This is a genomic window from Rhizobium sp. NPDC090279, from assembly GCF_044769665.1.
GTDB lineage: Bacteria > Pseudomonadota > Alphaproteobacteria > Rhizobiales > Rhizobiaceae > Rhizobium.
The window spans coordinates 526766-540971 of the sequence record NZ_JBIVYI010000002.1 but is presented as its reverse complement, the minus strand read 5'-3'; the positions used below and the strand labels follow the sequence as shown (position 1 = coordinate 540971).

The 14206-nt window shown below is 61.1% G+C and carries 12 protein-coding genes and 1 pseudogene; 10 read left to right on the top strand and 3 right to left on the bottom strand.

Features of this window, described 5'->3' with window-relative positions; all coding sequences use genetic code 11:
* The 4 genes from ACIQWP_RS06735 (at position 1) to ACIQWP_RS06720 (ending at position 2705) form a co-directional block, all read left to right on the top strand.
* Positions 1-900, top strand: a complete 900-nt coding sequence (locus ACIQWP_RS06735) for a MurR/RpiR family transcriptional regulator (RefSeq protein ID WP_402783887.1) — start codon at positions 1-3, stop codon at positions 898-900.
* Between the two features lie 142 nt (positions 901-1042).
* Positions 1043-1789, top strand: coding sequence for a COG4280 domain-containing protein (locus tag ACIQWP_RS06730; protein ID WP_402783885.1), 747 nt, complete (start codon positions 1043-1045; stop codon positions 1787-1789).
* Positions 1786-1992 (top strand): hypothetical protein, encoded by a 207-nt coding sequence (locus tag ACIQWP_RS06725; RefSeq protein ID WP_402783883.1) that lies wholly within the window; start codon positions 1786-1788, stop codon positions 1990-1992. The genes ACIQWP_RS06730 and ACIQWP_RS06725 overlap by 4 nt, the downstream gene beginning before the upstream one ends.
* Before the next feature lie 131 nt (positions 1993-2123).
* On the top strand, positions 2124-2705 hold the full coding sequence (locus tag ACIQWP_RS06720) for a histidine phosphatase family protein (protein ID WP_402783881.1): 582 nt from the start codon (positions 2124-2126) through the stop codon (positions 2703-2705).
* A gap of 74 nt (positions 2706-2779) precedes the next feature.
* Here ACIQWP_RS06720 and ACIQWP_RS06715 read toward each other — a convergent pair whose 3' ends face one another.
* Positions 2780-3715, bottom strand: a complete 936-nt coding sequence (locus ACIQWP_RS06715; protein WP_402783879.1) for a phytanoyl-CoA dioxygenase family protein — start codon at positions 3713-3715, stop codon at positions 2780-2782.
* A gap of 133 nt (positions 3716-3848) precedes the next feature.
* Here ACIQWP_RS06715 and ACIQWP_RS06710 point away from each other — a divergent pair, with 133 nt between their 5' ends.
* On the top strand, positions 3849-4712 hold the full coding sequence (locus tag ACIQWP_RS06710) for a helix-turn-helix domain-containing protein (RefSeq protein ID WP_402783877.1): 864 nt from the start codon (positions 3849-3851) through the stop codon (positions 4710-4712).
* On the opposite strand, the gene ACIQWP_RS06705 is transcribed toward ACIQWP_RS06710, so the two are convergent.
* Positions 4702-6129, bottom strand: a complete 1428-nt coding sequence (locus ACIQWP_RS06705; RefSeq protein WP_402783875.1) for a PLP-dependent aminotransferase family protein — start codon at positions 6127-6129, stop codon at positions 4702-4704. The genes ACIQWP_RS06710 and ACIQWP_RS06705 overlap by 11 nt on opposite strands.
* A 94-nt stretch (positions 6130-6223) precedes the next feature.
* Here ACIQWP_RS06705 and ACIQWP_RS06700 point away from each other — a divergent pair, with 94 nt between their 5' ends.
* Together ACIQWP_RS06700 and ACIQWP_RS06695 are read left to right on the top strand one after the other, a co-directional pair.
* On the top strand, positions 6224-6907 hold the full coding sequence (locus ACIQWP_RS06700; protein ID WP_402783873.1) for a pyridoxamine 5'-phosphate oxidase family protein: 684 nt from the start codon (positions 6224-6226) through the stop codon (positions 6905-6907).
* A gap of 93 nt (positions 6908-7000) precedes the next feature.
* Positions 7001-7663 carry a GNAT family N-acetyltransferase gene (locus ACIQWP_RS06695; RefSeq protein WP_402783871.1) on the top strand — a complete coding sequence of 221 codons (663 nt, stop codon included), beginning with the start codon at positions 7001-7003 and terminating at the stop codon, positions 7661-7663.
* 27 nt (positions 7664-7690) lie between these two features.
* Here ACIQWP_RS06695 and aac(6') read toward each other — a convergent pair.
* Positions 7691-8130: pseudogene (gene aac(6'), locus ACIQWP_RS06690) on the bottom strand (aminoglycoside 6'-N-acetyltransferase).
* A gap of 133 nt (positions 8131-8263) precedes the next feature.
* On the opposite strand from aac(6'), the gene ACIQWP_RS06685 reads away from it, so the two are divergent.
* The 3 genes from ACIQWP_RS06685 (at position 8264) to ACIQWP_RS06675 (ending at position 14206) form a co-directional block, all read left to right on the top strand.
* A complete protein-coding gene (locus ACIQWP_RS06685; protein ID WP_402783869.1) occupies positions 8264-9259 on the top strand; it encodes a sterol desaturase family protein in 996 nt (331 codons plus the stop codon).
* A gap of 221 nt (positions 9260-9480) precedes the next feature.
* On the top strand, positions 9481-12804 hold the full coding sequence (locus tag ACIQWP_RS06680) for a thiamine pyrophosphate-dependent enzyme (RefSeq protein WP_402783867.1): 3324 nt from the start codon (positions 9481-9483) through the stop codon (positions 12802-12804).
* A gap of 256 nt (positions 12805-13060) precedes the next feature.
* Complete coding sequence (locus ACIQWP_RS06675) at positions 13061-14206, top strand: PspA/IM30 family protein (protein ID WP_402783865.1); 1146 nt, start codon at positions 13061-13063, stop codon at positions 14204-14206.

The window sequence follows — 14206 nt, the reverse complement described above, 5'->3', positions numbered from 1 at the left end:
ATGGCAGAGAAGACACAAAAGCCCCCCACTTTCGACGACCGCGTTCTCGGCCTGATCGAGACGCTCGCACCTGCGGAACAGCGCATCGCCCGCTTCTTCGTCGACCAGAAGCAGGCCGCGTTGCTGAATTCGGCGGCCCAGATCGCGCAGCTCGCCGGCACCAGCGATGCCACCGTCGTACGCACCGCTCGCGCCCTCGGCTTCGAAAGCCTGTCGACGCTGCGGGCAGCATTGCTTACGGAGCTGACGGGAACGCCTTCCCCCGGAACACGGATGGAGCGCACGCTGGCTCAAACGGGCAGCCAGGCCGGCGACGCGCTTCGCCATGTCATCGGCATGCACGAACAGGCCCTGGATGTTCTGCGACGTGAGGAATTTGCCGCAAGCTTCGAACGCTGCGTCGACAGTCTCGCAAGTGCTGCCCGGCGCCATGTCTTCGGCATCGGCCCTTCGGGCGCCATCGCAGACTATGCCAGCCTGCAGTTCAACCGCATCGGCCTGCCGACCAATGCGCTCTCGGTATCCGGCATCGCGCTTGCGGATCGCCTGCTCTCAATAGGCAAGGGCGACGTGGTGCTGATGATCGCCTATGCGCCACTTTATCGCGAGGTCGAAGTACTGCTCCAACAGGCCGGCAAGCATGACGTGCCGGTCATATTGGTCAGCGACGACCTTGGCCTGCTGATTGCCGACAAGGTGACTGAAGTCCTGCCCGCGCCGCGCGGCAATGCCGGCCACCTCGCCATGCACGGCGGGACAATGGTGTTGATCGAAGCCTTGATCGTCGCGCTCGCCGCAAAGGGTAAGGATGCCGCCATCGACAGCCTCGATCAGCTCAGCCAGCTGCGCGGCGCCATCGACAAGGCATGGAACAAGCGCGGCACGAGGAAACGAAAGTGAATGCGATCGCGATCATCGCAGCCAAAGCACGCATGTCGCATCGATGTTCGTCCAGGCATGAGTTCATCCAAGAGATGAACAACAGCCGCCCGGAAAACATCTTTCGAATTCAAAGCCCTAATCGTCATTCGGGAATCATTTCATGAACAGCCTCACACCTATTCTCTCCACTGTGACGGCATCGTTCCTCGCCTCGTTCGTCGAGGTCGTGGAAGCCTTCACCATCGTCCTTGCCGTCGGCGTCACGCGAAGCTGGCGTCCGGCACTGACAGGCGCGGCGCTTGCCTTGGCCGTGCTTGCCGCCCTCGTTCTCATCTTCGGACCGCTGCTGGCGCTGATACCGATCGGGACGATGCAATTCGTCGTCGGCGTTCTCCTCATCCTTTTCGGCATGCGCTGGCTGCGCAAAGCCATTCTCCGCTCGCTCGGCGTCATCGCCCTGCATGATGAGGAAGCGGCCTTCTCGAAAGAGACGGCTGCATTGCAGGCGCAGTCCGCGGATCGTCGAGCCGATTATCTCGCCGGCCTCGCCGCCTTCAAGGCGGTGCTGCTGGAGGGTGTCGAAGTGGTCTTCATCGTTATCGCCGTTGGCGGTGCGCATGGCCTGACGCTCTATGCCGGCCTCGGCGCGCTTGCCGCCGTCGCGATCGTCATGCTGATCGGACTATTCGTCCATCGCCCGCTCGCCACTGTGCCGGAAAATACCCTCAAATTCGTCGTCGGCCTCATGCTCACCAGCTTTGGCATCTTCTGGACCGGCGAAGGCATCGGCGCGCATTGGCCGGGAGAAGATCTCGCCCTGATTGCCATCTTCGCGATCGTCTCGCTCACCTCCTATGCCATCGTCCGCGGCCTGCGCGGCAACCCGACAGCAAAGGCAACCCAATGACCGTCCTGCGCATCGCCCTGTCCGAGCTCATCGGCATGTTCATCGACGACGGCAGCCTCGCCACGCTCTGCCTCGTCCTCATTCTCGCCATTGCCGGAGCGGTGGAGTTTCTCGCCATGCCGCCGCTCGCGGGCGCGCTTCTCCTGCTGATCGGCTGCCTCGCTATCCTGCTTTACAGCGTCCGCCGCGCCGTGAAGCGGTGAGATTCAAAACCCTCTGCAAGAGCTTGGATTTGCAGAGGGTTGTCACGCCACTTGCCAAACAGCCTTAACTCTCGACAGAACCCTTCGCAGATGCGAAGAATTTCGCACGCCAAGCGAAAAGGAGCAACGGCATGAGTAGCGCCTACCCCGAAGTCTATCTCGTACGACACGGACAGACGGAATGGAGCCTCTCCGGCAGGCATACGGGCCGCACCGACATTCCCTTGACCGCTGCCGGCGAGGACGCCGCCCGCAAGGTTGCGGGCCGCCTGCCCGCCATCGACTTCGCCGCCGTCTGGTCGAGCCCGTCACAGCGCGCGCAAAACACCTGCGCTTTGGCCGGCTTCGGCGACCGGCGCATCGTCAAGGACGATCTGGCGGAATGGGATTACGGCGCCTATGAGGGCGTCACCACCAAGGCGATCCTTGCCGAACGACCCGGCTGGCAGGTCTTTCGCGACGGCTGCCCGAATGGCGAGACGGCCGCCGATGTCGGCGCACGCGCCGATCGGATCATCGGTGAACTTCGTGGCATCGAGGGTTCCGTCCTGATTTTCTCCAGCGCCCATTTCCTGCGCGTCTTTGCCGCCCGCTGGGTCGGTCTGCCGCCGGAAGGCGGCGCGCATCTGGTCCTCGATACGACAAGCATCAGCGTGCTTGGCTACGAACACGACCTGACCGAGCCGGTCATCCGCCGCTGGAATGAAGTCTGACGGCTTCCCATCGCCATAACTGAATCGAGCGGCCCATGGCCGCTCGATGTCTTTCAAGAACTCGATCCTTACGCTTACCAGGGCTTGAGACCCAGCAGCCTCTCGCCGAGCGGCGTCAGCTCGGCCGTGGTCGCATTGTGCTTTTCCCATTCGCGGGGGTCGCCCGGAAAGGCGTCGCGCTTCGGAGAATCCAGCTCCCGCCACAGGCGGATGCGTTCGTCGCGCTCGGCGACATTGTCGAATTCCGCCGGATGCATGGAGATATATTGCGCCATGCGAACGCGATTGTCCGAATGGTTCGGACGGACGCCGTGCGCCAGCAGCGAGTTGAAGATCATCAGATCGCCGGGCTCCATGTCGATGTTGACGGCTGAAAGACCCGTCATGTCGGGGTGCATCGGATCGCGATCTTCCGGCTGGGTCCTTTCCCATTCATAGAAATGCTCGAAAAGCTCCGGAACGCACTGGAAGCCGCCGACATCGCCATCCTGCTTCTTCAGGCTGAGCACGCCCTGGACACCGATCGGCAGCGGGCGGATCGAGGTGTCGACATCCCAGTGGATGAAGCCGTTCGGATTGCCCTTCACCTTCTTCGGCGGGTTGAGATTGGCGCGATCGATGGTGACCCACAGATCCTCCCGATCCCAGATATCGACGAAGACATCGTAGATCCGCTTTTCCATGCGGTTGTCCCAGAGATACTGGTGATTATAGATCTCCAGCATGCCGGTGTTGTTGAGCTCCTTCATCTTGTGCTCGCGCCGCTGCGGCGCATACCAGGTGGAGGGGTCGCTCGGGTCTTTCTCGTCAAAACGCCACAAAACGTCGGCAAGCCGCTCGACATTCGCCGCCGGCACCGCCTGGCGCACGATTACATAGCCCTTCGTGATCCAATGCTGCCAGTCGTCCTTCGACAGCACCCTGAGCGGCAAGGTCTTCTGGATATCCTTCAGTTGCGTCGTAACCGAGGATGCGGTCGGGTGAGCGTCTCGTTTCAAGGCAGGCTGCATCGGTTTCCTCCATCTCGTTGGCCCCTTTGGTTTCGGGTGACGGAAAACTTGTAGCGCCAAAGCTCGCATTGATGTTGCTCAGCTCTGGCCAATTCTGATACTATTCTGGCTTCTCTAGTATTCTGGACGCTCCATGAGGCCCTATCTCGAAGTCCTGCCCCGTTCGCCGGAAGCATCGTGGAGCATGCTGAACCGCCGGCTCGACGATTGCATCCCCTTCCAGTGGCATCATCATCCGGAGTTCGAGCTGACGCTCACCCTGAACTCCATCGGGCAGCGCTTCATCGGCGATCACAGTGGCGACTATGGTAACGGCGATCTCGTTCTTGTCGGCCCCAATCTGCCGCACAGCTGGGTCTCGCGCGCCAAGGTCGAGGAACACCAGCCGCATATCGCGCTGGTGCTCTGGTTCAATCGCGAATGGCTGTTGCAGATGACAGGTGGCGCCGTCGAATTCCGGTCGATCGAGACGATGCTACAGCGCGGAGACAGCGGCCTGCGCTTTGCGGATGAGACCGCCGCCGCCGTGCGTCCTGCCTTCGAAACCATTTTCGAAAAACCGCCGGTGGAACGCCTTCTGGCTTTGCTCGGCATTCTGGTGAGAGTCGCGGAAGATCGGCAGGCGACGCCGCTCGCAAGCGCGCCGGCGCAGGCGCCTGACATCAAGGAAAGCCGCGAGCGCATCGACCGCGTGTTGACGCATATGCACCTTCACTATGCCCGCGCGATCAGCCTCGATGAACTTTCCGATATCGCGGCGCTCAGCGTCTCGGGCCTGCACCGCATGTTTCGCCGCCATACCGGCGGGACGATATCGGACTATCTCATGCGCATGCGCATCGGCGACGCCTGCGCCCGTCTCTCCTCCACCGATCAGGCGATCCACCATATCAGCGATGCCGTCGGCTATAGCTCGCTCGCCAATTTCAACAGGCAGTTCAAGGCGCTGAAGGGCATGACGCCGCGAGAATATCGCGTGATGTTCCTCAGGCGCTGACAGGCACCGTCGCCAGCAGCCTGGCAATTTTCGCAGCCGCCGCATCCGCCGCCTGGGCCTCCATGCGGGCGATGCCGAGCAGCAGCCCGGGCCGCGCCGGCCCGAGATGCAGTGCCGATATCGGCCGCAAGGCGAAACCATTGGAATTGATGGTGCGTGCGACGGCGACGTCATCGATCCGAGCGTCCCTGAACCAACCTGCCAGCTGCAGCCCGCCACCACCTGCGCCGACCTCAAGCTGACTGCCGCAATGGCGGTCAAGTGCCTCGACGCTCGCCGCCATACGCTCCGCATAAATGGCATTCATATGCCTCAGATGTGCTCGAAACCGTCCCTCGCGCATGAAATCGGCAAGAGCGGCCTGGATATGAACAGGTACGATGGCGCCGCGCAGCCGCTGCACCGCCTCGGTCGCTGCCAAGAGCCGAGAGGGCACAACCGCATAGGCGACACGCAGTCCCGGCGCGAGCGTCTTCGAGAAAGTGCCGATATAGGCGACCACCTCGCCACGATCGATACCTTGCAAGGCGGCGATCGGGCGCGACGCATACTGGAACTCGCTGTCGTAATCGTCCTCCAGCACGATCACGCCATTGGCCCGGGCAAACTCCAACAGAGCGAGACGGCGCGGCAGGCTCATGGTGACGCCGGTCGGATATTGATGCGAAGGCGTGACATAGATCAGCCGAGGCGACGGCCCGACACCGCGGGCGATATCGATGCCCTCGGCATCGCAGGGCACCGGCACCAGCTTGGCTCCGGCCATCCGCAGGATCGCCTGCGCGCTGGCATAACCCGGTTCTTCCATCCAGACCACGTCGCCGCTCCCATCGCCGGCGCGGACCAACACGCTCGCAAGCAGCCCGATTGCAGCGCCCGTCGACGGCACGATCAGGACCTGTTCAGGACGGGCGGCCACGCCACGCGTCGCCGCGATGTGATCGAGGATCGCTTCGCGCAACTCGCGGACGCCGCCGTGATCGCTATAGCCGAGATCATGCACCCGCAGCAAACGGCCCCGGGCTCCGAGACAGCGCGCCCAGGCAGCATGGGGAAAGGCCGACACATCCGGCACGCCGGGTTCGAACAACCCTCCGGTCTTGAATTCCGTAATTCGCGGCTGGTTCGGAAGTGGCGTTGCCGCCTGCCCGGACAATGGCGCCGATGGAAAGGCCGCGACGCGCGTCGCGGCGCCGGTCGTCGATTGCAGGTAGCCCTCCGCCTTAAGCCGATCATAGGCATTGACGACGGTCGAACGTGCAACGCCGAGCGAGACGGCCATCGTCCGCGTCGAAGGCACGCGCTGCCCCGCCGGCATTTGCCCGTGAAGAATACGGTCGCGCATCAGGCGATAGACTTGTCCTTCAAGATCGCCAGAGGTCCGGTCGAGTGCCGGCCATTGCGTCACCGATGCCATGAAACCTCAACTGGTCTGCTAAAAATCAAAAAACTGGCTGTATATAGCCTACCTCTTTGCTGACAGAGATCAATGCACAATCGATGAGGAAGACATGGCCGATCTCAGCGCGCCCGACACCAAGACCTATCCGACCACCGAGCGTACCCGCGTGCGGCGCAGCCCGAAGCGTGGCAGCCATGCCCATGCCGACGTCCATGCCATTCTCGATGCCGCACCTCTCTGTCACGTCGGCTATGTCATCAACGGCGCGCCCTATGTGACGCCAACCCTGCACTGGCGCGAGGACGACCATGTCTATTGGCACGGCTCGTCCGCCAGCCGCTTCCTGCGCGCCGCCGAAGATATGCCGGTCTGCCTGACCTGCAGCATCATGGACGGCTACGTGCTGGCCCGTTCCGCCTTCAATCATTCGGTCAACTACCGCTCGGCCATGGTCTTCGGCACCGCCCGCCTGGTTGACGACATCGAGGAAAAGACCGATGCGCTTCGACGCCTGATCGAAGACCTGTTTCCCGGCCGCTGGGATGGCCTGAGACCGATGACCAAGCAGGAAGTGAAGGCGACATCGGTTCTGCGGATGAAGATCGACGAGGCTTCCGCCAAGGTCCGCAATGGGCCGCCCGGCGATATCGACGAGGCAAATCATCCGGTCTGGGCCGGCGTCCTGCCGGTCGAAAGCCGTCTGGTATCGCCGCTGTCGGCTCCCGGCGTGCCCGACGGGATAGAACTGCCACAATCCCTCGCCGAGCTGATACAATCCGGCCGGCTCCGCTAAAGCATTGTTTCCACGCAATTCCGAAGACAAAACCGCTTCGCACTTTTGCTGAAATTGCTCTAAGCTGCATTTTAATGACCAAAGGATTTTGACATGGATCTCACGAACTGGAAGGGCGTGGCTCGCCCCGAGCGGATTACTCTCGAAGGCCGCTATGTCAGGATCGAACCGCTTGACGCGGCTCGCCATGGCGGCGACCTCTTTGCCTCTGCTCAGGCGCCCGGCGCGGAAGATCGCTTCCGCTACCTTTTCGAGGACGCACCGGCTGACTACGCCGCCTTTTCTCCCTGGCTCGAGAAAGCCGCGTCCAGCGCCGATCCGTTGTTTTTCGCAACGATCGACAAGCGGACGGGACGCGCCGAAGGCCGGCAGGCATTGATGCGCATCGACAACACGCATGGCGTCATCGAGATCGGCAGCATTCTTTGGGGACCGACGATCGCCCGCAGCCGCGTGACCACCGAAACCCTCTTCCTTTTCGCATCCTATGTCTTCGATACGCTCGGCTATCGCCGCTTCGAATGGAAGTGCAACAACCTCAACGAACCGTCGAAGCAGGCAGCCGAACGCTTCGGCTTCGTTTTCGAAGGCATCTTCCGCCAGCATATGGTCGCCAAGGGCAAGAACCGCGACACCGCCTGGTTCGCCATGATCGATGCCGATTGGCCACAACTGAAGGCCCGCTACGAACGCTGGCTGAACCCTGAGAATTTCGACGTAACAGGGCATCAGAAGACCAGGCTGACTTTCGGTTAAGCCTCGATGTCTCGCTGCGGTTCAAGCCTATAGCAGCTTGCGGAAGTAGACCACGCGTTCGATTTCGATGAAGCCGAGCGCGGCATGGAAGGCGTGGCTCTCGAGATTGTCGATCAGCGCATCCGAGGCAAATTCCACGCAGCCGGCCTCCCGTCCCCGGCGGCGACAACCTGGCAAAGCGCCTGCGCCACTCCTTCCCGTCGATTTTCCGGCCGCACATAAATGCCTTCCAGAAACAGGACCGGCGAGGTGTCGCAGCCATTGACGTAATCATGCCGCAATGTCGCTTCAGCAAAACCGACGACATGACCGGCAGAATCGATCGCAAGAAACGCAACAGCATTGTCATTGGCGCGAAATTGCGCCAGTTCCACCCGGTGATGTTCATAGGAATCATCTGGCCAAAGCTCGGCGCGCAATCGTACCCACGCCTCCAGATGCTCGTCCGCTGCTTGCTCTATCCGCATGTCTTGATCTCCTATCCAACTGCCTGTCGCCAGCGAACGGAAAAATTTCGCTTTCGACTCCACAATCATCGCGCTACATATCGCGCATACTCACGCGTCAATTTTTCGCCGATCAGAATCTGAGGACGATGGAATGACTTTTCAAAGCAGTTCGCGTCTTTACGCTGCTGTTTCCTCCCTGTTGTGGCCCGCCATCTTCTGCGCCGGATTGACCGGTGCATATTTCGCCTTCGAGTCGAATATGCATCTGCTCTGGTTCAACGTCGTCTATCTGTCGACGGTGGCGGTAATTGCTCTTTTCGAGCGGTTGATGCCCTACGAGAAGACCTGGCAGAAGCGCGATGGCGAGACGTTCAACGATATCGCCCACACGCTACTGAACAAGGGGGGCGTACAGATCGCCGCGGCGATCGGAACCTCCTTCCCGATGGCCGTTGCCACGGTGGCGCAGCCGGCGCTGAGTTACCATTCGCATTTCTGGCCGGATCAATGGCCTATGGCATTCCAAGTGGTGCTCGGCCTCGTCGTCGCCGAGTTTGGCCTCTATATGGCGCATCGCCTGGCGCACGAGCATCTGTCGCTCTGGCGCTTCCATGCCCTGCATCACAGCGTCGAGCGCCTTTGGGTCATCAACACAGGCCGTTTCCACGTCATCGACACGCTGTTCAAGATCGCGCTCGGCCAGATTCCGCTTTACCTGCTTGGCGCGCCATTGCCGGTCTTCCTCTGGATCGGTGCGGTCACGGCCTTCATCGGCCTGCTCACGCATTGTAACGTCGACATGCGCACCGGCCCGCTGGACCTCATATTCTCGACGCCGCGCCTCCATCGCTGGCATCATTCCAAGGTTCTTGCCGAGGGCAATACGAATTATGGGGAAAACCTCGTGATCTGGGATCAGCTTCTCGGCACCTTCTACAACCCGCCGCGCCCATCCTCGACCGATATCGGTATTACCGGCAAGGTAGCCAAGGGCTTCCTCGCCCAGCTTGCTCAACCCTTCTCCAGGAAGGGTCGCAAGGAGATCATCGGCAAGAAGCCCAAGGAACTGATTCTCAAGGAAGAACAGACGGCAAAGGCCGCAGCCGAAAGGCAACGCGGCTCCGCAACGATACGCAAATCAGGCTGACAGGGCTCGTAAAAGAGGCACCCGTTTAACGTTTGGGCGGGCGCTTTATCGCGCATGCCTTGTGGATAGAAACATCGCGAAAAATTGCAGCCCCGCAATATGCGTATTTCGGTTTCAAACCGAGAACATCTTGTCATTTAACGTGTATTGAAAAAGGCAAGCTGCGGGTTTACCTAACTCCCAGAATTTAATTCAGACGAAAGATCAGGAAAATCATTGAGATGGAAGGGAGGTTTGCAACAGAATACCTTAAGCAGCTTCATAGAATATTTTTCATTTCCAGAGAAATAGATCGCCTTGAGCGAGAATTCATCAAGCAAGGCATAGCACATTTCCATGTTTCCGGCGCAGGCCACGAGTCCACGGCGCTTCTAAACGAATTCCTACAGAACGACGATTGGCTGCATCTGCACTATCGCGACAAGGCCCTGATGCTGGCGCGCGGCATGCCCATTCGTGAGTTCTTTTCCAGCCTGCTTGCGACAGCCAATTCCCATTCCGCCGGCCGGCAGATGAGCGCGCATCTTTCCTCCCGCGCCCTTAACGTCACATCCATCGTCGGTCCTGTCGGCAACAACGCCCTGCACGCCGTCGGCGTCGCGGCCTCCCTGAAGCATAAGCCCGGCATGCCGATCGCTATCTGTTGCGTTGGTGATGGCACCACGCAGCAAGGCGAATTCCTCGAAGCCGTCGCCGAAGCCGTGCGCAGCCAATACCCCGTCGTCTTCGTCATCGAGGACAATAGCTTCTCCATCTCGACGAGGACGAGCAAGCAGACCTTCTTCGATCTGCCTGATGGCCCCGCCGCCTCTTTCTATGGCATCGACATCATCCGCACCGATGGCGATGACCTGGCTGCGTCGCGAGAAGCCTTCCGCAAGGCAGTCCGCCACAGCCGCAACAACCGCACGCCGAGCATCGTGCTTCTGAACGTCGAGCGCCTCTCCGACCACACCAATGCCGACGACCAGAAGACCTATCGCACCTTGCTCGAAATCGAGGCCGGCTCATCGCGCGATCCGCTGCCGAGCCTGCGGGCAATGCTGCATGACGCGGGCGTCGACGCCGCGGCGCTTCAAAAAATCGAACAGGCGCTGATTGCGGAAGTGCAGGCAGAAGCCGCCCTTGCCCGCAAGGAAGATGCCCCCAAGGTCGAGCCGGATGCCAAGGCTCCCTATCCCGCCTCGTTTGATGGCAAGACGGAATATCGCGGCAATGAGAAAGCATCGACGCTGACAATGCGAGAGGCGCTGAATGTCGTCCTCGACAAGCAGCTTGCAGCCAACTCCGAGGTCGTTCTCTTCGGACAGGATATCGAAGATCCGAAGGGCGATGTTTTCGGCGTCACCCGCGGCCTCAGCACGAAATATCCCGATCGGGTGCGCAACGCCGCTCTCACCGAGTCCACCATCGTCGGCACGGCAGTCGGCCGCGCGCTCGCCGGCCAGCGCCCCGTCGCCTTCCTGCAATTCGCCGACTTCCTGCCGCTTGCCTATAATCAGATCGTCTCGGAAATGGGCAGCATGTTCTGGCGCACCAATGGTGCCTGGGAAGCGCCCGTCATCCTGATGGTCAGCTGCGGTGGCTACAAGCCGGGCCTCGGCCCGTTCCATGCCCAGAGCTTCGAGGGCATGCTCGCGCATACGCCCGGCATCGACGTCGTCATGCCCTCTAGCGCCGGCGATGCCGCTGGCCTGCTCAACGCCGCCTTCGAATCGCGGCGCCCAACGGTCTTCCTCTATCCGAAGGCCGTCCTCAACAATTCCGACGGCCGCACGTCCGAGGACCTCGACAAGCATTTCGTCCATCCCGGCTTGTCGCGCCATGTCACCCGCGGCCGCGACATCACCCTTGTCAGCTATGGCAACACGGTTTCGCTCTGCGCCAATGCCGCAAGCGCTTTCGAAGCTCAGGGATTTTCCGTCGAAGTGATCGATCTCCGCTCGATCTCGCCTTGGGACGAGAAGGAAGTGCTCGCGAGCGCAAGGCGCACCCGCCGCCTGATCGTCGTCCATGAAGACAACCGCACCGTCGGCATGGGTGCGGAAATCGTCGCCACGGTTACCGAAAAAACCGACGTGCCCGTTGTCGTGCGCCGGCTTGCGCGCTCGGACGCCCACATCCCCTTCAATTTCCGCAATCAGCTCGACACGCTACCCTCTTACCGCAAGCTGGTCGATCTGATGGCCGAGGTCCTCGAATGCGAGGTGACCTGGCATGAAGAGGACGACAGTGGTCCGACGGCGGCCATCAAGGCGATCGGGTCGGGGCCTGCTGACGAAAACGTTCTCGTAACGGATTTGCTGGTCAAGCCGGGCGACACGATTGAGGTCGGCCAGCTCGTTGCCGTCGTCGAGGCGACGAAGGCATCGGTCGAAATCTGCGCCAATATCGGCGGCGTCGTGCAGGAGGTCTTCGCCAAGATCGGCGACCAGATCGCCACGGACAGCCCGCTTCTGACCGTCGACGCCAACCGCGACCTGAGCGAGCAGAATTTCGCGCTCGCCTCGGAAATCCAGAACAAGTTCGTGCTGCGTCGTCTGAAGTCGCATGTCATTCCGGCACTGCGCCGCCATTCCGGCAATTTCTCCGAAATCGCTATCAACGGCATCGGTTTCGCGACCGGCGCCCGCCGCGTCACCAACGAAGAGATCATCCATAACTGGCCGAACCGGCGCGCTGATGAAATCCTCGCGCTGACGGGCATCAAGAGCCGCTTCTGGGTCGGGCCCGGAGAAGGCACGCTGAGCCTTGCCACCAAGGCTGCGCGCGATCTCCTCAAGCAGAACCAGATCTCGATCCACGATATCGATCTGGTCATTGCCGCGACTGGAACACCCGATATCGCCACGCCGTCTCTCGCAAGCCGCGTCGCGGTTGCCGTCGCAGAAGATGGCGTGCGGCCGTCGCTGGCCGCCTATGATATGGGCGCCGCCTGCTCCGGCTACCTCTACGCGCTGCAGCAAGCCTATGATTTCATTGCGCAGCAGAACGATGCCAAGGTGCTTATCATCACCTCCGAGGTCCTGTCGCCGCTGCTCGACATGAACGACTTCTCGACGGCGATCCTATTTGGTGATGCTGCCACGGCCAGCCTCGTAACCAGCCGCGACATGGCACGCAACCCGGTCTTTACCGCGAGCCGCCCGATCGTCAGCGGCCGGCCGGAGCCGGGAGATCTGCTCTACGTTCCGCTGCCAGACGATGGCGTGATCGCGATGAATGGCCGCTCGGTCTTCACCGAAGCCGTACACTCGATGACCCGCTCGATCGAAAACGCGTGCGTCGATGCAGGCATCGAGCTTGCCAATCTCGATCTCTTGGTGCCGCATCAGGCAAACCAGCGCATCATCGACACGATTGCCAAGCGCAGCGGCCGCCCGGCCTTGAGCGTCATCGAGACCTATGGCAATACCAGCTCATCAAGCATCCCGCTTGCCATGCTGCATGTTGCCAACGAGCGCTCCGATCCCCTCAATCTCGGTCTCGTTGCCTTCGGCGGCGGTATGACGGCGGGCGCGGCAATCGTGCGGACCGTGAAGTAGCCCCGCGCGCAGCTCTAAGCAGCTTCATCCACAGTGAGTGATCCGGCGCGGCCAATTGGCCGTGCCGCTCGTTTCGCTATGGTTTTTTCTCGCCACAATCACCACATATGCGCGAAGCCTTCGCGGCACTTATCGCCTATAAGCGGCGTGAACATCAAGTTTTTGCAACCTATACGGCCCATCGTTCATTACAATTCATTCATGTTTAACGTCTTGATCTCTTGAAAAGCACCGCAGCGGTGCTTTACTTGAATACATGGCAAAGGCACACGCTCCAACACACCGCTCTCGTCTGCGCTACGACCTCGCTCCCGATGACGCAGCGCGGCAAGCTCTGGACGAAACCTTTGCCGCATACGGGCAGATGATGAAGCTCCTGGCGGAAATCGTACCGAACAGAGCCGGCGCGAACCTCGTCACGCTTCACGATCTCGCCTATGAAACCATCCGCGAACGCACCGCCTTGCCCGCGCGCCTCGTAACGCTCGGCCTGCGTGATTTCGCGGCCAATCGAGGCGGACTTGCCGATTGGAACCGGCTGCCGCTGGATGAAAAGCTCTTTGCCATCAAGGGTCCGTCAGACCTGACAATCTCGACAGTGCGCGGCCGCGTTGCCGTGCCCTTCGACGTGGCCGGCTATTTCAAAGGCTGGGACAGCAATATCCCCGCCTACCTGATCGCCGATGGCGGCCACTACGCAATTCACATCGGGGTAACACCAAACTCTCCCCGGACGGAGGATAACATGACGATGCATGAAGGCATTCTTTCCCGCATGGGACGACTGATCGCAGGCCTCACCAACGCCGCAGTCGACACCGTAGAAGGCTCCAACAAGGTTGCCGTCATCGAGCAGGCGCTGCGCGAGATCGATGCCGCCGCCGACGAGGCCCGCGCCGATCTCGGCAAGGCGCGCGCCGAGGAATACCGCATCCAGAGCCGCCGCAACGATATCGTCGAGGATCTCGACAATCTCGAAGCAAAGATCCGGCTTGCGATCTCTGCCGATCGCGAAGACCTCGCCAAGGCCGGCGTCGCGCGCCAGATCGATCTCGAAGCCCAGATCGCCGCGCTTGACAAGGCACTGGCGGACGTAAACGCACAGATCGACGAAGGCCAGAAGGCGCTTCAGGCCGTACTTGCCACCCGCCGGGAGGCGGAGGCGCGCCTGATCGACTTCAAGCGCAGTGTTGCGCGCCATACGCCAGAGGAAGTAACGGGCGGAAATCCACGACCGACGCCAGCAGCCGGTGCGGCACGCGCCGCCGCTGCCGTTTCCCGGCTGACCGGAGTTCCTTCAGGCGAACCGGCCACCAGCGCCGAGCTAGACGAGCTCGACCGCCTGCATCGGGAGCAGGCCATTGAAGCACGCCTTGCCCGCTTCAAGGCCAATGGCCAGTAA